A 17822-nucleotide genomic window follows, 5' to 3' on the forward strand; every position below is an offset into this window, starting at 1 on the left:
GGGCGGATCAATAGCTGGAAACAGTGCCCCCGCCGGAGATCGCCCGGGTGCCGGCGGTGATCGTGCGCCGCAGGAAGACCGTGCCGCCATTGGCACGGACCGCGGCATTTTCCTGTGCCGCCCCATGCGCCTGCGCCTGGGATCCTTCGATCCATACGATGGCGTCATTGGAGCAGGTCAGGGCTGCCGCCTGGCCGTCGCCGTCGCTGTCATCGGCCTGAATCCGGCAGTCCAGAAACCAGGTCCGGGTGGTTTCGATGCAGTGAACCGAGCTTCCGCCATGACTGCCGCCGCCTTCGAATTCACAGCTGATGACTGCCGCGCGCACCCCGTCATGGGTGGTGAAGTCATTGCAGGAGGACGCCAGTCCCGCACCCGGCCGCGCGCCGCTGCAGCGTTCCATCAGCACATGCATTCCGGGGCTGCCGTTTTCATGGAAATTCCAGTTGTCTTTTGCCCCGCCGGCCGCATCGCAATCCCTGGCCCAGACAAGCCCGCTGGTGCGCAGGACACGGAAGGCGTCCTGTTCGGAACCTGGGGTGCCGTGGGCCGAATAGCGAAAGCTGCTGCCGACGCAGACAACATTGCGGGCAGCTGCGGCGTCCATGTGGAAGGCGCCGGAAATGCCGCCCTCGATATCGAAGCCTTCCAGATAGAAGTCATTGGCATGGGTCAGGAAACGCGCGCCATGCAGGCTGCGGATCAGGGCAATCCTGCCGTTCGGGTCGATGCCGATGTTGACATGGATATTGCTGCCGTCCTTGAAGAAGGTTCCCGCCGTCGTACGGCAGGCCTCCAGATCCGCCGCGGCTGAGAGTTCCTGGTACCGGCCCCGCGCATCCGCTGTATCGGTGCGGAACACCCGCAGAACGGCGCTGAGCGTTGTCACGTAAGCCGTGCCCTGGTCCGGCGCAAACGCGGGGTTCTCCGGCCCGGTGCGGTAATGAACCCTGCCGCCCCAGGCCAGAACCGCAACGGGCTGATCCGGTTCAACGGTGCCATTCGCGGTAAAGTGGTTTTCCTTGTAGAAACCGCTCTTGACGAGAACACGATAGGCGCCGCCGGTGGCGTTTCCCGCGGTGAAGGCTGCATGGATGGTGCGTTTTGCGGCGGAGAAATCGCCGTCCTGCGCGCCCAGCCCGCTGTTGCCGTCATCGCCGGAGCCGATATCAACATGGATAGCCGGTCCCGACCAGACCGCCGGATCGATCAGGGAGCGCGGATCCATATCCAGCCTGTAGCCCTCTGCCGCCCGTTGCAGGGGCAGGGGAAACCGGGCCTCGTCCCAGCCCAGGCCCTGCGGCAGCAGCGGCGGCAGCGGCGCGCCGCCGGACGCGGTCAGTCCCAAACCGACCCCAAGCATCACAGCCACCCCACAACGGATGCGGTGGTTCCGGTGGCTTCGATGCCGCGGGCCGAAAAACACAGCGTTTCGCCCGCCACCACATTGTAGATCAGCACCTGGCCCGCGGCGTCGCGAAGGGCCAGATCGCCCGACCCTGTCACCCGCAGAACGCGCGGACAGGGATCGAGATCGGCGCCGTCCGCCGGGGTGATCTGGAAATGCTCGGTTGCGGGGCTTTCCAGGCCCCGCTGGTGGTTCTTGAAAGGGTTTGGCATAGGAGCCTCCTTGGTCTGTGCAGAGAACACAATCTACCACAGGAGGACCCGGTGTTGCCGGGGCCGGGCGTTCGGCGGGCGGCCGGTTAGGAAAGCGTCAGGCTTTGCGCTGCCGGCGCGGCTCAGCCCCGCGCATAGGCATCTTCATACCGCACAATGTCGTCTTCGCCGACATAGGCACCGGTCTGCACCTCGATCAGCACCATCGGCACCTTGCCCGGGTTTTCCAGCCGGTGTCTTGCCCCCAGCGGGATGTAGACGCTTTCATTCTCGGTCACGAGTTTCACGGCGTCATCCACTGTCACCTTTGCAGTGCCTTCCACCACGATCCAGTGCTCGGAACGGTGCACGTGGCTCTGCAGCGACAGAGCGGCGCCGGGATGCACCTGGATGCGCTTCACCTGGAAGCGGTCGCCCACAGCAAGGCTTTCGAACCAGCCCCAGGGGCGGTGGTCTTTGGGGAACTGCGTGGCCTGGGCGGCACCCTTTGCCTTCAGCGCCTCGACCGCCTTCTTGACGTCCTGGGCGCGGGACTTGTCAGCGACCAGCACCGCATCATTCATTGCCACCGCCATGATATTGTCGAGCCCGATGCCGACAATCTCCAGCCGCTCGCTGTCCGAGCGCAGCAGCGTGTCGCGGCAGTCGATCGCGGTGGCGGCGCCGCTGGCGACGACGCCCTGTGCGTCCGGTCCGCTTTCGCGCCAGACCGCATCCCAGCCGCCCAGGTCCGACCAGGCCGCATCAAATGGCACCACGGAAAGATTTGCAGCCTTTTCCATCACCGCATAGTCGATGGAGATGTCCTCTGCCTGGCCCCACGGCTCCGGCGCGAGGCGCAGAAAGCCGAGGTCGGGTTCGGCCTCGTCCAGCGCGGCCTGCACGGGCTCGATCAGTGCGGGCGCATGGGCCTGGAAGGCTGCGATGATGTCCGCGGCGCGGAACAGGAAGATACCCGCGTTCCACTTGAAATTGCCGGCCGCCAGCATCTTTGCGGCGCGGTCGGCGTCGGGTTTCTCCACGAACTGCTTGAGCGGCACTGCCGCGCCCTGCGGCTCCGCAGCGGCGGCGAGTTCGAGGTAGCCATAGGCGGTTTCGGCATGGGCGGGCGTGATCCCGAATGTCACGAGCTGGCCCTGTGCCACGGCCTCAAGCCCGCGTGCAACGGCCGCGTGGAAAGCGTCCGTGTCGGGAACCACGTGATCCGACGGTGCAACCAGCAGCACCGCGGATTTGTCCTCGCCAAAGGCGCGCAATGCGGCGGCAAGCACCGCAGGGGCGGTATTGCGCCCTTCCGGTTCGATCAGGATGGCACCCGGATCGATGCCGATCGCCTGCAGCTGCTCGGTCACGATGAAGCGAAAATCGGAATTGGTGAGCACCATGGGGGCCAGGAACCGCATGCCGCCCGAGCTGCCGGCCAACCGCCGCGCCGAGGCCTGAAACAGGGTTTCCTCGCCCATGAGCGGCACGAACTGCTTGGGATAGCTCTTGCGCGACAAGGGCCATAAACGGGTGCCGGAACCTCCGCAGAGGAGGACGGGTGTAATCAACATGATTAAAAACTCGATCAAAGGTTAAGTCGCGTCTAGGTCCTATTGAATGAGCGCCCCGCTGACAAGTCCGGGGGTGAAACCAGCGGTCGGATTCCACCCTGCGGACAAAGTTCCTGACGGCGGTCTTTCCGGCAGGTTTCCGGCCGCCCGCAAATGCGCAGGGGCAGTTTTCTCGAGATGGCAGAGCTGTCCCGTCAGTTGAGGCGGACGGTGTGCAGCGGCCTGGTTGCAAGCGTGGCAACTCACGAGGCGCCCGCGGGACTACTGCCTGTCCCGGGCCGGCCGCAAGGGCCAGCTGGCAACTGTGCAGAGGTGCATTGAAAGGCAGGCGCAGCGGACGCCGCCCGCCTCATCCGCAGTGCGCCGCCCATTTCCGCAGTCCGGATTCCGCAGCCAAATCCCGGTGGATGTGCCCGAAAATCACGCGGCTTGACGCGGACCCGTTGCGGGATGCGGCATGCACTTCCCCAAATGCGCCCTTGGAGTAAACAAAATTTCCACAAAATGAAAAATGCCTTTGTAATACGCCTTAAATCCACCATCATTCCACTGAACCGGGCAAGTCTGCAAATGTGACCTGATCCGGTGCGCTTCAATCCGGCGTGTCCTGCCTTCGATGGCAGGCAGGTCCGGCCAGCCAAAGCCGATGAACACAATCGGCATGATAACGGAACAACACGGAGGAAACTCAAATGCCATTGGACGTGAGCACAATATTTGCTCAGCAAGTCACACTGAACGCGCTGGTGCAGAACATTCTGTACGCTTCTGGCGTCGTCGGGGCGATCCTGGTGGTCGTCGGACTTTTGCTGATCGACGCCGGCACCGCCCGGCGCAAGAACCTGTTCAACTCGACGATCGAAAAGACGCTCGGCTTCTTTCTGGGCTTTGCCACCTATTATGTGATCGGGTTCGGCCTGTGGGCCGGCCAGTATTACATCATGGAAGGCGCGACCATGATGGATTCGATCAATGACTGGTGGCTTGGCGGCGCCATGACCAACGCGCTGGCGCATCACACCGATCCGGCGGTCTTTCCGGGTCTGAACACCTTCCAGATCTTCGTCTTCTTCCTGGCGGTGTTTGCCGGCATCATCAACATCCTGCTGCATTTCGCGGTGTCCGAGCGGATGAAGGCTTCGGCCTATTTCATCACCTGCATCGTCGCCGCGGTGGTGTCCTCGGCGCTGAGCTGGGCCACCTGGGGTTCGGTCGGCCCGCTGACCAACGCGGGCTTCCATGACTTCTTCGGCGTCGGCTTCGTGTATCTGTTCCCGGCCGGCATGGCGCTGGTGTTCACGCCGAAACTGGGCGCGCGTCCCGGCATGATGGCACCGCACCCGCGGGTGTCGGCCTATCTGGCGCCCAGCATCGGCCTGTGCGCGCCCGGCCTGCTGCTGATCTTTGCAGGCCTGCCGATGGTGATCCTGTCCTGCCTGTTCTTCTTTGACCCCGAAGCGCTGGCCGTCAGCATCACCATGGCCGACACCAGTGTCGGCGTGGCGATCAACAACTACGCCCTGGTTTGGGCCGGCGGCGCCGTCACCGGCCTGCTGATCGCCTATGCCACCGGCAAATACGCCTATACCCTGCTGGGTCCGCTGGCCGGCTATGTGGCCGGGGCGTCGGGCTTTGACGTCTACCTGCCCTGGCAGGCCTTCGTCCTGGGCCTGCTGGCGCCGTTCTTTGCCTATGCGGTCTACGAGTTCACGCTGAAGCGCGGCATCGACGAGCACAAGCTGTTCCCGCTGTTCCTGGGCTCCGGCATCTTCGGGCTGGTGGCGCTGGGCCTGGTCAAGGCCGGCACCCCGCGCGGCGGCTTCCTGGGCATCGAGGAAGGCGCCTATGCGTTCCAGCACGGTGAAATCTCGCTGGTGATGCAGCTGGCCGGCACTGCCGTCTGCGTCGGCACCGGCGTGGTCACCGCGCTGATCCTGTCCTACATCCTGGAGTGGACCGTGGGCCTGCGGGTGTCCGAGGACGACCAGATCGAAGGCCTCGACGCCAAGAACTGGGAGCTGGAGCCGGACGTTGTCACCCACGCCGACAGCGTTGTGATTACCCACGCGGAAACCGCGCAGCGGGCCTGATCCCCGGCTGTGCGCAGGAAAGGCCCCGGCAGATGCCGGGGCCTTTTCCGTTCTGCGGCAGCGCGCCCGGGGCCGCCGCCCCTCACCTTGCCCGCTTCAGAACCAGCGGGGCGCAGGTGACCACCAGCGCAACCCGGATGATGTGGTGCAGCACCACATAGCCCAGATCCGCCCCGGCGATGATTGCCAGCACCACCATCTCTCCCTGGCCGCCCGGCAGAAACGCCAGGAAGGCGTCGAGCGGCGCGGCGATGCCCGAAGCGCTGACCGACAGGATGAAGACGGCGCTGACCGCCGCCAGCAGCACCCCGTTGACGGAGCCTGCAAGGACCACCCTGCGCAGCTCGCCCCAGGTGACGCCGGCATATTTGGCACCAACCGCCATGCCGATGAAGAACTGGCAGGCCCAGATCATTTCCGCAGGCGGCCGCCCGGTGATGACGCCGGTGAGGCTCAGGCCTGCGGCCAGCACCATCGGCCCGATGATCGAGGCGCCGAACACGCCCAGCCGCTGCGCGATGCCCCAGCCGGCCAGGCCGGCAAACAGCATCCAGCCGATCTGCGCGGGCGGCAGCTCTGCCGAGGGACGGCCGGGACGGGCCAGCAGGTCCACCTGCCAGAACCAGTTCAGCAGGAACGGGGCCATGCTGACGATCAGCAGGATGCGGGTGGCATGCACCAGCGACAGCACCCGGACATTGGCGCCGGCCTGCTCTCCGAACACCATCAGATCCTGCAGCCCGCCCGGCATCGCACAATAATAGCTGGTCACCCGGTCAAAGCCGAAGCCCCGGCGCATCAGCGGAAAGGACACCAGCGCGACGGTTGCGACGAACACCGGAACGAACAGAAGCGACAGCGCCAGCCCGGGGATCGCCGCCACCGCCTCCGGCGTGATCGACGCGCCGGCGGCGACCCCCAGAATGGTGCGGAAGGCGGTGCCGAGCCGCCCCATGCCCTCCATCGCGGCACCGCCGAGGGCAAAGGCGAGGCACAGGAACATCGGACCAAGCAGGAAGGGCAGCGGCAGCTTCAGCCACAGGAAGGTGCCGGCACCCAGGAGGGCAATGCAGGCGGTAAACAGACGGCGGCGCAGGTTCATCGGTTGTCCGGGGCTGGGGAGAAGAAAAATGGAAGGCCGCAGCCTTCCATTTGCTGGTTCAGTCGGCGTCGGCGGCGCCTGCGGCCCGCAGCCGGGCGCGCCGGGCGCGGTAGCTGGGCAGCACCACCAGCAGCACCGCCAGGGCCAGCAGGCCAACCGTCATCGGCCGCTCCAGCAGGAACCCCAGCCCGTCATACAGCTGCATCGACCGGGCGAAGTTGTTCTCCAGCATCGAGCCCAGGATGAAGCCGATCAGCAGCGGCGCCAGCGGGTAGTCGGCAAACCGCAGCACGGTGGCACAGATCCCCAGCCCCACCAGGATCAGCAGCTCCGTCGCGTTGTTCTGGCCGATGTAGGCTCCCATCAGGGTGAAGAACAGGATGAAGGGGATCAGGTAGGTGCGCGGCACCGCCAGCACCTTGGCGATATAGGGGATCAGCGGCAGGTTCAGGATCAGCAGGATCAGGTTGCCGAGATACATCGAGATGATCACCGCCCAGAAGATCTGCGGCTCATCCACCATCAGCCGCGGCCCCGGCGAGACGTTGAGCGCAATCAGCGCCCCCAGCAGGATCGCGGTGGTGCCGGAGCCGGGAATGCCCAATGTCAGCAGCGGCACGAAGGAGCCGGTGCAGGCGGCGTTGTTGGCGCTTTCCGGCGCGGCGAGCCCCTTGACCGAGCCCTTGCCGAACTGCTCCTGCTCTGCCTTGCTGGCGATGTTGCGCTCCACCGCATAGCCGAGGAAGGAGGCGATGGTGGCGCCGGCCCCCGGCAGCACGCCGATCAGGAAGCCCTGGACCGACTGGCGGCCGATCACCGGCGCGATCGCCCTGGCTTCCTCGCGGGTGATGCGCAGGTCCTTGATCTCGCCGCTGCCGCTGCCGGAATTGGACCGCGACGGGTCCAGTATCAGGTACATCGCCTCCGGCAGGGCAAACATCGCCATCGCCAGGGTGATGAAGCCGAAACCCGACTGCAGGTCCATGATGCCCATGGTGAACCGCGGCATGTTGAACAGCGCGCCTTCGCCCACCGTCGCCATGATGAGGCCCAGGAGGGTCATCAGCAGCGCCTTGCCCACCTGGCCGGATCCGGCAAAGGCGGCAATGGCAGACAGCCCCACCACCATCAGCGCAAAGTATTCGGCAGAGTGGAACAGCAGCGCCACCGTGGCCAGCGCCGGGGCAAAGATCATCAGCAGGACCGCCCCGATGGTGCCGCCGCAGAACGACGCGATGGCGGCCACCGTCAGCGCCTTGCCGGCCTTGCCCTGGCGGGCCATCGGGTAGCCGTCGAAACTGGTCGCTACGGTGGAGGCGACGCCGGGCGCGTTGATCAGGATCGAAGAGGTCGAGCCGCCGAAGATGGCGCCGTAGTAGACGCCCGCCAGCAGGATCAGCGCCGCGGAGGGGTCGCCGATCGAGATCGCCACCGGGATCATGATGGCGATGATCGACATCGGCCCCAGCCCCGGCAGCATGCCGATGAAGGTGCCGATCAGGCAGCCGCCGATGACCATCAGCAGATTGGTGAGGGAGAAGGCCGTTCCGAGGCCGATCAGGATGCCGTCCAGCATGTCAGCCTCCGTTTGTCAGAAGTGCGGGCCAGGGGCTGAGGAAGATCCCCAGCACTTCCTGGACCAGATACCAGACCACCCCCGCGGCCAGCGCCGCGACGGGCAGCAGGATGTGCAGCTTGCGCTCGCCCAGAATGCAGGCGCCGGCGGCGAGAAAGCCGGCCGTGGCCGGCAGGAAGCCCGCGGGCCGCAGCAGCAGCGCATAGGCCGTCATCAGCGCCAGCAGCGCCAGCGCCTGGCCCAGCTTGTAGTCCGTCAGGCGGCGGTAGTTGATGTCCATCGGCTTGGGGTCCTCCGCGCCTTTCTCGAACCCGAGCAGCACGAACAGCGCCGCCAGCACCGCCATCACCGACAGGATCTTGGGAAAGGTGCTGGGCCAGATCGGGTTGTGTTTCATGAAGGGGGGCAGGGCGGCGTCCATGGTAAAGAACGCCGCATAGCCATAGGCAAGGCAGATCATCAGGATGACCAGGGCAATCCATCTGTCGAGGGCCATGTGCTCCTCCGGGTGTCTAGTGTGGTTTCAGTCGGGCCGGGGGCGCTGCCCCCGCCGCGCGCGGCGCGGCTCCCCCTGGGTATTTCCGGCAAGAAGAAAGGATTTGCTGACCGCGTTCCGCGGCCCTTGCGGTGCGGCACAGGCTGGGGAGCCGATGACCGCGCAAGGGGAAGGTTGTGCCTTGTCCGGGAAGGGAAGGCAGGCATCTTCCCTTCCTCTTGCCGGAACTGCCCCGGGAGCGCGAGGGCAGAGCCCTCGCACGGCCGCGGGGTGCGGGATCAGAGGAAGCCGAGTTTCTTCATCAGGTTGCCGATCACCTGCTCCTGGTCCTCCAGGAAGGCGCGAAAATCGTCGCCCGAATTATGGATGTTCACCCAGCCGTTGCGGCTGCGCACCTCTTCCCACTCCGGTGTGTCGTACATTTTCGCCAGCGCCTCCTGGTAGGCGGCCAGCTTGTCTTCGGGCAGGTCGGGGGCCGCAAAGAAGCCGCGCCAGTTGACGAATGTGGTGTCCAGCCCCTGCTCCTTCATGGTGGGGGCGTCCGGGTAGCTGTCCACCCGCTCATCCGCGGTGACGCCGATGATCTTGATCTCGCCGGCATTGGCCAGGTCGATGGCTTCGGAAAACCCGGTGCTGAGCGCCGCGATCTCGCCCGACAGCAGCGCCGCCATCGCCTTGCCGCCGGCGTCATAGGGGATGTATTTCACCGCCGTCGGGTCCTCGCCCGCGGCCTCCATCACCATCGCCGCGACCAGGTGGTCCATGCCGCCCGGAACCGAGCCGCCGCCCACCGCGGTGCCGCGCGGATCGGCCTTGTAGGCGTCCAGCAGATCCTGCATCGAGTTGATCGGGCTGTCCTTGCCGACCACGATGGCGGCATAGTCGCCGATGGTGCCGGCCACCAGCGTCAGGTCGCGGAAGTTCTGCGGGAACACCCCGGTCAGAGAGCGGATCACGATCGGGGTGGAGTTCACCATCAGGGTGCCGTGCTGGCTGGCGGCGTTTTCGATCAGGTAGCCGATCGCCTTGCCGCCGCCGCCGCCGGACATGTTCTCATAGGAGGTCTTGCCGACCAGCCCGGACCCGGTCAGCGCCTCGCCGGTGCCGCGGGCGGTGCCGTCCCAGCCGCCGCCTGCGCCGCCCGGAATCAGAAAGTGGATGCTGTCGACCACCTTCTCGGCGGCAAGGGCCGGTGCGCCAAGCGCCATGGCTGCCGCCACCGCCGCCGCCGCCGTCCGGCGCGTCAGGTTCCATTTACTCATCTTGTCCTCCCATTTGACAAATCGCGGTTCCGCCGCTCATGACTGGAAAAGAGCACAGCAAGCTGACACGGACCTGTCACGGGCCTGTCACGGGCCTGTCATGAACCGCCTGGAAAGGATCCGCGGCCATGCGCTTTCTTCTGGTTGAGGACAACGAGGGACTGGCGAACGCCATCCTGGACCGGCTGCGGCTGGACGGGCATGTCGTGGATCATGCGCCGGATGCAGCGACCGCGGCAGCGTTTTCCGGCACCACGGATTACGATTTGATTCTGCTGGATATTATGCTGCCGGACGGGGACGGGCGCAGTTTCCTCAAGACCCACCGGGAGAATGCGAAGGAGACCCCGGTCATCGTCCTGACGGCGCGTTCGGAAGTGTCGGACAGGGTCGGGATGCTGGACCTTGGCGCCGATGATTACATCACCAAGCCGTTCGATTTTTCCGAGCTGGAGGCGCGCTGCCGGGCGGTGCTGCGGCGCCGCGGCGGCGGCAGTTCCAACGTGCGGCGATTCGGAAACCTGCAGTTCGACCCGATGGCGGGCACTGTTTCCTCCGGCGGCCGGACCATCACCCTGCGCAACCGGGAACTGCGGCTGCTGGAGGTGTTTTTGAACGCGCCCGGGCAGATTTTTCCCAAGGCCAAGCTGGTCGACAGGCTGTTTTCCTATGACGAGGAGGTGTCAGAAAACGCCATCGAGGTCTATGTCGCCCGGCTGCGCAAGCATCTGGCCGGGTCCGGGGTGGAGATCACCACCGTGCGCGGTCTTGGCTACCGGCTGAGCCTGGAATGACAGCCGCCGTCAATGTCAGCGGCTCGATCCGCCGCCGCCTGCTGCTGCAGCTGGTGGGCAGTGCCGCGCTGCTGGCGGCGCTGCTGTTCTTTGCGGTGCTGGGATTTGTCCGCACTGTCGCCGAGGAAAGCCATGACCGGATCCTGCTGGCCTCGGCGGCCTCGATCCTGGAGTCGGTGTCGGTGCAGTCGGGAGAGCTCACCGCCGACATTCCCTATGCCGCCCTGTCGATGCTGGGCAATGTGAGCGACGACCGGGTGTTCTACCGCGTCGCCAGCCCTGACGGGGTCATTACCGGCTATCCGGACCTCGCGGCGGGCGCAGAGCCCGCCCGGCCGGGCCAGCCGGTGTTCGAAACCGGCAGCTACAGGGATGAAAGCATCCGGACGGTGACCCTGTCGCGCCGCCTGTCGGTCCGCGGCGCGCCGGTGGCGGTGCAGGTGTCGGTCGCGCAGACACGCTCCGGCCAGGAGGCGCAGCTGCGGCAGCTGTTCCGCTCGGCGCTGTATCTCGGCCTCGGGTTCTTTGTGCTGGCCACCGGCCTTGCGGTCTGGTCGGCGCAATCCAGCATCACGCCGCTGCGGTCCCTGACCGAGGCGATCTCGCGGCGCGGCCCCAAGGATCTGCGCCCGGTGACCCGCCCGGTCCCGGCCGAGATGTCGCCGCTGGTGTCCTCGCTCAACAGTTTCATCAGCCGCCTGCAGGCCTCGCTGGCCCGCTCCGAGGATTTCATCGCCGAAGCCGCGCACCGGGTGCGCACGCCGCTGGCGACGGTGCGCACCCAGGCCGAGGTCACCCTGATGCGGGTGGACAAGGAGATCAACCGGGCCAGCCTGCGGGAAATGATCCGGGCGATCGACGAAAGCTCGCGCGCGGCCGGGCAGCTGCTGGACCACGCCATGGTGTCGTTCCGCACCGACAGCCTGGAACGGCAGGAGGTCGACCTGACGGAGCTGGCCCGCGATCTGGCCGAGCGGCTGCAGCCGGTGGCGGAGCTGAAGGATATCACCCTGCATTTCCACGGCGGCGGGCAGGTGCGCACGCTGGGCGATGCAATCCTGCTGCAGAACGCGGTGCGCAACATTCTGGACAATGCGATCAAGTATTCCGGCCACGACAGCGCGGTCTGGGTCCGCACCCTCTGCGCCGGCGGACGGGCCTGCATCGCGGTCGAGGACCGGGCCGGCGGGTTCGGCGGCGAGGATACCGAGGCGCTGACCCGGCGCTTTGTCCGCGGCGCCAATGCCAGGGACACCATCGGCTCGGGGCTGGGGCTGACCATTGCCCGCGAGGTGGCCGAAGCCCACGGCGGCACTCTGAACATTGAAAACAGCCAGACAGGAGCAGGCGCATGCGTCACGCTGTGTTTTCCGTTGCCCTGACCATCCTCGCCTTTGCGGCGGCTGCCGCCGCGGGGTTCGAGGTGGAGGAAAGGCGCTGGATCGGGCCGCAGGACGGCACGCCGCTGCGGGTGATCTCGAGCACCGACACCGCGATCCTGGCGCCGCTGATCGAAAGCTTTCTGCAGAAGCATCCGGGCGCGGCGGTGGATTACACGGTCGCCAACAGCAGCGAGGTGATGAAGGCGGTGCTGGAAGGCGAGCACCGGTTCGACGTCGCGCTGTCCTCGGCGATGGACCTGCAGACCAAGCTGGCCAATGACGGATACACCCGGCCGCATCAGTCCGCGGCAACCGCGCTGGTGCCGGACTGGGGCGAGTGGCGCGGCCATGTGTTCGCCTTTTCGCTGGAGCCTGCTTCCATCGTGGTGTCTGCCGCCGGGCTTGGCGGCTCCGGCGCGCGCACCCGCCAGGACCTGATCGCGCTGCTGCGGGCAGAGCCGGAGCGGTTCCGCGGCAAGGTGGGCACTTATGACGTGTCGCTCAGCGGTCTGGGGTATCTGTTTGCCACCCAGGATGCGCGCACATCGGAAACCTACTGGCGGCTGATGGAGGTCATCGGCAGCCTGGAGCCGCGGCTCTACTGCTGTTCGGCCAGCATGATCGAGAGCGTGGCCTCGGGCGAATTGCTGGTGGCCTACAACGTGCTTGGCAGCTACGCGCGGGCGCGGCAGGACCTGGCGGACAGGATCGTTGTGATCGACCCCGAAGACTATACCCACCTGATGATGCGCACCGCGGTGCTGCTGAAGGGCGGGACGCAGCCGGATCTGGCCGGCGCCTTTGCCGACCACCTGATCGCCGCCGCCTGGTCGCAGCCCCCGGCGGCAGGCTACCCGTTCCGCCCGCCCGCGGCCCGGCAGGCGGACAGCGCCAGCCCGAAACGGCCGATCCAGCTGGGGCCGGGGCTGCTGGTCTACCTCGATGCGGAAAAGCGCAGGCGCTTCATGTCGGAATGGTTCAGCGCGGTGCGCAAGCCGTGATGCGGCGTCCCGGCGCGCCTGCGCATCTGCAACAGGGGCAGCGCCGGGACACCACTCCGCTGTGCCCGCGACCGGACCGCCGGTCTTCTCGCCGATCATGCTGGCCGGACGGAATGCACCAGCCGTTTCCGGTGCGAAACGTCCCGATGAAGGGACTGCAGGGGACGGTGAAGGGGCCACGGGCAGACTGAACCGCAGATCGCGGCGGGATCTGTTCCGAATTGCAGGCATCTACGGGATGTGCCCGGCCCTGCTGACGGCGCAGCCTATCTGAACGCGCTGGACTGCGCCCGCATGTGCACCGGCCGCGCCTCGCAGGACCATTTCCCTTGTCCGCCAGAGCCGGAAAACCCTGCGCGGCCCGCTGGAGACACGCCACGGGATCTCTCTGCCGCGTCCGGCGTCACCGGTGTTCCGTATTGCCGCCGGCTTCGCTATACCGTCCCTTACCTTGCAGCCCTGACCGGGGTCTCGGTGCTGGTCTATCCGGTGCCCGATTCCGCGCTGGTGCTGCGGCCCAGCAAGCAGGGATGACGCGGCGATGGCAGCGGATGCGCCGGACAAGAAAGAGGGGCAGATCCCCACCAACCTGCGCCTTCTGGTGCTGCTGGAGGAGGTCGCCCGCCGCGGCGTGGCGGTGAAGCCGGCCGAGATGATCGAGGCGATGGGCCTGCCCAAGCCCACCGTGCACCGGCTGATGCAAACCGCTGAGGCCGAGGGCTTCCTGCAGCGCGACCTCGACGGGCGGGCCTACGGGGCCGGCCCCCGCCTGCGCCAGCTGGCGCTCAGCATCGTGTCGTCCGAGCATCTGCGCACCGCCCGTCTCAGCATTCTCAAAAGCGTGGCCGAGGAACTGGGCGAGACCTGCAACCTCGCCATCCCCGACCGCGAGGGGATGATCTATCTCGACCGGGTGGAAACCAAATGGCCGCTGCGCATCCAGCTGCCGATCGGCAGCCAGGTGCCTTTCCATTGCACTGCCAGCGGCAAGATGTATCTGTCCTCCCTGAAGCCCAGCGTGCTGGAGGCGGTGCTGCGTGCCTGCCCGCTTGAGGCGGCAACCCGGCAGACCTGCACCGACCCCGATGCGCTGGCCGGTGAACTGAAGACCATCCGCGACCGCGGCTATTCCACCGACGATGAGGAATTCATCGCCGGCATGGTGGCGGTGGCTGTTCCGGTGCGGGACGCCCGCAACCGCCTGATGGCAACGCTGTCCATTCATGCGCCCGTGCAGCGCCGCAGCCTGCAGGACCTGACGGCATTCCTGCCGTCTTTGCAAAAGGCCGCCAAGGAGCTGGCGGAACTGGCCTGATCAGCTTGTCCTGCCCGGCCGGGGCCGGCGGCCGGGCCGCATCTGTTTCGCTTTGAGCACACCCGCCTGTCAAACTGGCCTCACTCTCCGGTTGCGGTTCCGCGTCAGTTGCACGCTGGCGGGTTTCTTCCTAGAACGTTGGAAGTTTTTCCGAAAAGGGTTTTTGATATGGGATTTGGTGAAGCGGTCCGCACCGTGTTCAAGAAAAAATATGCCACATTCTCGGGACGGGCGTCCCGGTCTGAGTACTGGTTTTCCTTTTTGTTTGTGATGCTTGTCGAATGTGTATTATTTGGTGTCGTGGTTGCATTTGGAGCGATGGCCTATACCACAACCGGTGAGCTTTCGGGCGCAGCCGCAGGTGCCGTCGGCGTGCTGATCGTTTTCTTTCTAGCAGCTATTATTCCAATGATTTCGGTCACGATCCGCCGTCTGCATGATCGCAATATGTCGGGCTGGTGGTATCTTGGCTTTGTAGTTGTAGGCATGGTGCCCTACGTCGGGATCATTGTTTCCATCGCATTTCTGGTCATTTTTGCCCTCAAGGGCACCGACGGCGACAACCGCTTTGGCCCGGACCCGTTGCGGGGCAGCGCCAGCGCCGAAGTTTTTGCCTGACCGCCGATGTTTCCGGGCATGACCCGCTCCGCCAGGCTGCTGTGCGGGGCGGTTTTGTTTCTGACGGTCGCTATCCCCGCACCGCAGGCCCTGTCGCAGGCCTTGCGGCCATTGGACATTGAGGCGGTCGAGCCGCCTGCCGGGGGCAGCGCAGACGCCTACCGCAAGGCCGCGCGCGCCCGCCGGATCAAGGCTGAAGCGGTTTATTCGGCCAGCGGCAGCACCGAGGTGCTGGAGGACGTGCCGGTCCGGAGGTCCCGCTGGTCCGAACGCAGCGGCGGTCCGGTCCGGCTGGAGGGCGGCTGGGCACCGGCCGCGATGATTGCGCTGCTGCTGGCGGTCTTTCTGCTGTGGCTCCGGTTCGGCGGCACCGGTGCGCTGCTGCGGCGGGAACCGCGGGAGATCAAGGAAAGCGCCAGCCCGCCTGCCCGCTGGCAGATGGCTGCAGATGAGGCCGCCTTGGACGCGGGGCCCCTGCTGGCGCAGCTGCGCGGCATGCGCGACCGGCGCGCGGCACTGGTGCGGCTGCTGCGCCATGCGCTGCTGGCCGCCGCGCACAGCAGCGGCACCCGGTTCGCCCGCGCCGATACCGAACGCGAAGCCTTTGCCCGGCTGCCCTCCGGCTGGCAGCACCACGACGCGCTGGCGGCCATCCTGAAACAGGCAGAGCTGGCGCATTATGGCGGCCGGGAGGTCACTGACGCGGCCTTTGCCGAGACGCTGGACAAAGGCCGGGCCATTCTTGCCGCCGGGCGCGGAGGCGAGCATGCGTGACAAGGCCGGCCTTCTGATTGCCGGGGGCCTGGTGCTGGCCGGCCTGGGCGGCTTGCTGCTGCTGGGCGGCAACAGTGACCGCAGGCTTGATCGTTCGCTGATCGGTTTCAGCGGTCTGGCGGTCTGGCTTGGGGAGAGCGGTGTCGCGGCCCGCCAGGCGCATCCGCGCCTGTCGCCGCATCTGCGCGACCTGAGCCTGCGGGTGCTGCCGCTTTACGACATGGATCTTGCACAGGCAGCGGAGCCGCCGGAAACGAAACGCGATTGGTACCGGCAAACGGTTCAGCGGGACATGGCCCAGGAGAGTTTTGACGTCAAACTGAAGGATCTGAAGACCCTTGTGGTGTTGCCGAAATGGCGGACGGGGTTTCCCGAAACCGGCACCGCCAGTGCCGCGGCGCTGATCGGTCTTGAAGACTATCCGCGGCTGTTCCAGCAGCTCGGGCTGCACAGTTTGCAGCTTCGGCGCCGCGGCCCCGATTTCCTGCAAGAGCAGGCCGCGGGGCACGCCATCGCCTTGTTTCACGCGCAGCTGTTCAGCCGGGAAAGCCTGCCGGGATCCTGCCGGCCCCTGGTGACGCTGGACAGCGGAGTGCTGCTGATGGCCTGCGGCGAGAAGAAGAAGGGCCGTGGCATGCTGGTCCTGTCGGATCCGGACCTGCTGAACAACCACGGGCTTGCCGTTGCGGACAATGCGGGATTTGCAGCGCAGTGGTTCAAGGACCAGGCGGGCGCAGACGGCGGCGATGTTTACATCGACACCAGCTCCAACGTGCTGACTGCTTATGAGGAGGACCAGTCTGAGCGCCGCGACTATGAACGCAGCGGCGATGATCTCAGCCGCTTCTTTGCATTCCCCTTCTCGGTGCTCTGGGCGATGCTGCTGGTGGTGACCGGCATTCTGTTCTGGCGTGGCGCGGTGCGGTTCGGGCCGCTGGAGACGCAGGGTGCGGGGGCAGGGCACGCCCATACCAAATCCGCCGCGATTGCTGCGCAGGCCCGGCTGCTGCGGCTGTCCGGCAATGACGGGCAGATGGTTGCGGACTTCGTGCAGGAACAGCTGCAGGAGCTGACGGTGCGCACCTTCGGACCTGATCTGGGCCAGCACGGGCAGGCCCGCTACTTTGCCCATCTGGCCCGGCGCGATGCAGCGCTGGCCGGCAGTTTCGAACAAACGGCACGCGCGCTGATCAGCCGGGGCGCCGCGATGCCGCCCGCAGAGCTGCACCAGCACCTCAACACCTACAAATCCCTTCTCGAGAAAGTAGAGAGCAGTCATGGATCTCACTGAATTTCAGGAGCTGGCGGACCGCGTCCGCAATCAGATCAGCCAGGTCGTGCAGGGGCAGAAGCCGCTGCTCGACTTTCTGCTGACCTCGGTTTTTGCTCGCGGCCACGTTTTGCTGGAGGGGCCGCCGGGCACCGCCAAGACCCTGCTGGCCCGCTGCCTGGCGCAGGTCGTGTCGCTGGACTTTGGCCGGGTGCAGTTCACACCGGATCTGATGCCGGGCGACGTTCTGGGGGTGAACCTGTTCAACTTCCAGACCGGCGAGTTCCGCCTGACCAAGGGGCCTGTCTTCTCCGACATCCTGCTGGCCGACGAAATCAACCGGGCGCCGCCCAAGACACAATCGGCCTTGCTGCAGGCGATGAACGAGCGGGAAGTGACCATCGACGGCACCAGTCACCCGCTGGGGGCAGAGTTCTTTGTGATTGCAACACAGAACCCGATCGAACAGCACGGCACCTATCCGCTGCCGGAGGCGCAGCTTGACCGGTTCCTGTTCAAGCTGCTGGTGGATTTCCCCGGCCGCACCACCGAGATCGAAATCCTCTCCCGCAAGGCGGGCCTGCCGGTGGACACCGACAATGGCCGCACCGAACTGTCGCAGATCATGAGCCGCGAGGTGCTGCGGGCGGGCCGGGCGCTGGTGGATTCAATCCGGCTGGACGAGACCATCCTGACCTACATCGTCGACCTGGTCCGGGCGACCCGCACCGACAGCGAGCTGCTGCACGGCGGCTCGACCCGTGCGGCGGATGCGCTGAGCGCGGCTGTCCGTGCCCGTGCTGCTCTGGAGGGGCGCGACTATGCCATTCCTGACGACGTGCAGGCGCTGATCGTTCCGGTTCTGCGCCACCGCGTTGTGCTGGGCCCGACCGCCGAAATCGAGGGCCGCAGCGCCGATGATGTGCTGAGCGCGATTGTGAACCGGCTGGACGCGCCGCGCTGATA

General features: G+C 66.2%; 17 protein-coding genes. 10 read left to right on the plus strand and 7 right to left on the minus strand.

All coding sequences use genetic code 11. The features are described 5' to 3' along the window. Positions 1 to 7: 7 nt before the first annotated feature. The 3 genes from OKQ63_RS01955 to OKQ63_RS01965 all read right to left on the minus strand — a co-directional run bounded on the left by OKQ63_RS01955 (position 8) and on the right by OKQ63_RS01965 (position 3176). A complete protein-coding gene (locus tag OKQ63_RS01955; RefSeq protein WP_264212296.1) occupies positions 8 to 1363 on the minus strand; it encodes a hypothetical protein in 1356 nt (451 codons plus the stop codon). Next, complete coding sequence (locus tag OKQ63_RS01960) at positions 1363 to 1620, minus strand: spike base protein, RCAP_Rcc01079 family (protein WP_264212297.1); 258 nt, start codon at positions 1618 to 1620, stop codon at positions 1363 to 1365. Before OKQ63_RS01960 ends, OKQ63_RS01955 begins: the two co-directional genes overlap by 1 nt. 122 nt (positions 1621 to 1742) lie before the next feature. After that, a complete protein-coding gene (locus OKQ63_RS01965; RefSeq protein ID WP_264212298.1) occupies positions 1743 to 3176 on the minus strand; it encodes a mannose-1-phosphate guanylyltransferase/mannose-6-phosphate isomerase in 1434 nt (477 codons plus the stop codon). Between the two features lie 692 nt (positions 3177 to 3868). Between OKQ63_RS01965 and OKQ63_RS01970 the strand changes: the two genes are divergently transcribed. Further along, positions 3869 to 5266: an ammonium transporter gene (locus OKQ63_RS01970; protein ID WP_264212299.1), complete on the plus strand. Its 1398-nt coding sequence runs from the start codon at positions 3869 to 3871 to the stop codon at positions 5264 to 5266. A gap of 82 nt (positions 5267 to 5348) precedes the next feature. Here the strand turns inward: OKQ63_RS01970 and OKQ63_RS01975 are convergent, their stop codons facing one another. The 4 genes from OKQ63_RS01975 to OKQ63_RS01990 form a co-directional block, all read right to left on the minus strand. Beyond that, positions 5349 to 6368 (minus strand): AbrB family transcriptional regulator, encoded by a 1020-nt coding sequence (locus OKQ63_RS01975; protein WP_264212300.1) that lies wholly within the window; start codon positions 6366 to 6368, stop codon positions 5349 to 5351. A gap of 58 nt (positions 6369 to 6426) precedes the next feature. Further along, positions 6427 to 7944: a tripartite tricarboxylate transporter permease gene (locus OKQ63_RS01980; RefSeq protein WP_264212301.1), complete on the minus strand. Its 1518-nt coding sequence runs from the start codon at positions 7942 to 7944 to the stop codon at positions 6427 to 6429. 1 nt (position 7945) lies between these two features. Next, entirely contained in the window at positions 7946 to 8440 is a 495-nt protein-coding gene (locus tag OKQ63_RS01985) for a tripartite tricarboxylate transporter TctB family protein (RefSeq protein ID WP_264212302.1), read from the minus strand. Positions 8441 to 8718: 278 nt separating this feature from the next. Continuing rightward, a complete protein-coding gene (locus OKQ63_RS01990; protein WP_264212303.1) occupies positions 8719 to 9702 on the minus strand; it encodes a tripartite tricarboxylate transporter substrate binding protein in 984 nt (327 codons plus the stop codon). 128 nt (positions 9703 to 9830) lie between these two features. Here OKQ63_RS01990 and OKQ63_RS01995 point away from each other — a divergent pair, with 128 nt between their 5' ends. From OKQ63_RS01995 to OKQ63_RS02035, 9 genes are all read left to right on the plus strand, one after another. Beyond that, a complete protein-coding gene (locus OKQ63_RS01995; RefSeq protein ID WP_264212304.1) occupies positions 9831 to 10496 on the plus strand; it encodes a response regulator transcription factor in 666 nt (221 codons plus the stop codon). Then, entirely contained in the window at positions 10493 to 11878 is a 1386-nt protein-coding gene (locus OKQ63_RS02000; RefSeq protein ID WP_264212305.1) for a sensor histidine kinase, read from the plus strand. The genes OKQ63_RS01995 and OKQ63_RS02000 overlap by 4 nt, the downstream gene beginning before the upstream one ends. Continuing rightward, the gene (locus OKQ63_RS02005; RefSeq protein ID WP_264212306.1) at positions 11848 to 12879 is read left to right on the plus strand and encodes an ABC transporter substrate-binding protein; all 1032 of its coding nucleotides are present in this window, start codon (positions 11848 to 11850) and stop codon (positions 12877 to 12879) included. The genes OKQ63_RS02000 and OKQ63_RS02005 overlap by 31 nt, the downstream gene beginning before the upstream one ends. Positions 12880 to 13119: 240 nt before the next feature. Next, positions 13120 to 13413: a hypothetical protein gene (locus OKQ63_RS26225; protein ID WP_434086030.1), complete on the plus strand. Its 294-nt coding sequence runs from the start codon at positions 13120 to 13122 to the stop codon at positions 13411 to 13413. Positions 13414 to 13420: 7 nt separating this feature from the next. Then, positions 13421 to 14194, plus strand: coding sequence for an IclR family transcriptional regulator (locus OKQ63_RS02015; protein WP_264212307.1), 774 nt, complete (start codon positions 13421 to 13423; stop codon positions 14192 to 14194). Between the two features lie 168 nt (positions 14195 to 14362). Next, positions 14363 to 14812: a DUF805 domain-containing protein gene (locus tag OKQ63_RS02020; RefSeq protein WP_264212308.1), complete on the plus strand. Its 450-nt coding sequence runs from the start codon at positions 14363 to 14365 to the stop codon at positions 14810 to 14812. An 18-nt stretch (positions 14813 to 14830) separates the two neighbouring features. After that, positions 14831 to 15586, plus strand: a complete 756-nt coding sequence (locus OKQ63_RS02025; protein ID WP_264212309.1) for a hypothetical protein — start codon at positions 14831 to 14833, stop codon at positions 15584 to 15586. Next, complete coding sequence (locus tag OKQ63_RS02030; protein WP_264212310.1) at positions 15579 to 16877, plus strand: hypothetical protein; 1299 nt, start codon at positions 15579 to 15581, stop codon at positions 16875 to 16877. Before OKQ63_RS02025 ends, OKQ63_RS02030 begins: the two co-directional genes overlap by 8 nt. Then, positions 16864 to 17820, plus strand: a complete 957-nt coding sequence (locus tag OKQ63_RS02035) for an AAA family ATPase (protein ID WP_264212311.1) — start codon at positions 16864 to 16866, stop codon at positions 17818 to 17820. Before OKQ63_RS02030 ends, OKQ63_RS02035 begins: the two co-directional genes overlap by 14 nt. The last annotated feature ends 2 nt before the right edge of the window (positions 17821 to 17822 follow it).

This window comes from Leisingera thetidis, from assembly GCF_025857195.1.
Classification (GTDB): Bacteria; Pseudomonadota; Alphaproteobacteria; order Rhodobacterales; family Rhodobacteraceae; genus Leisingera; species Leisingera thetidis.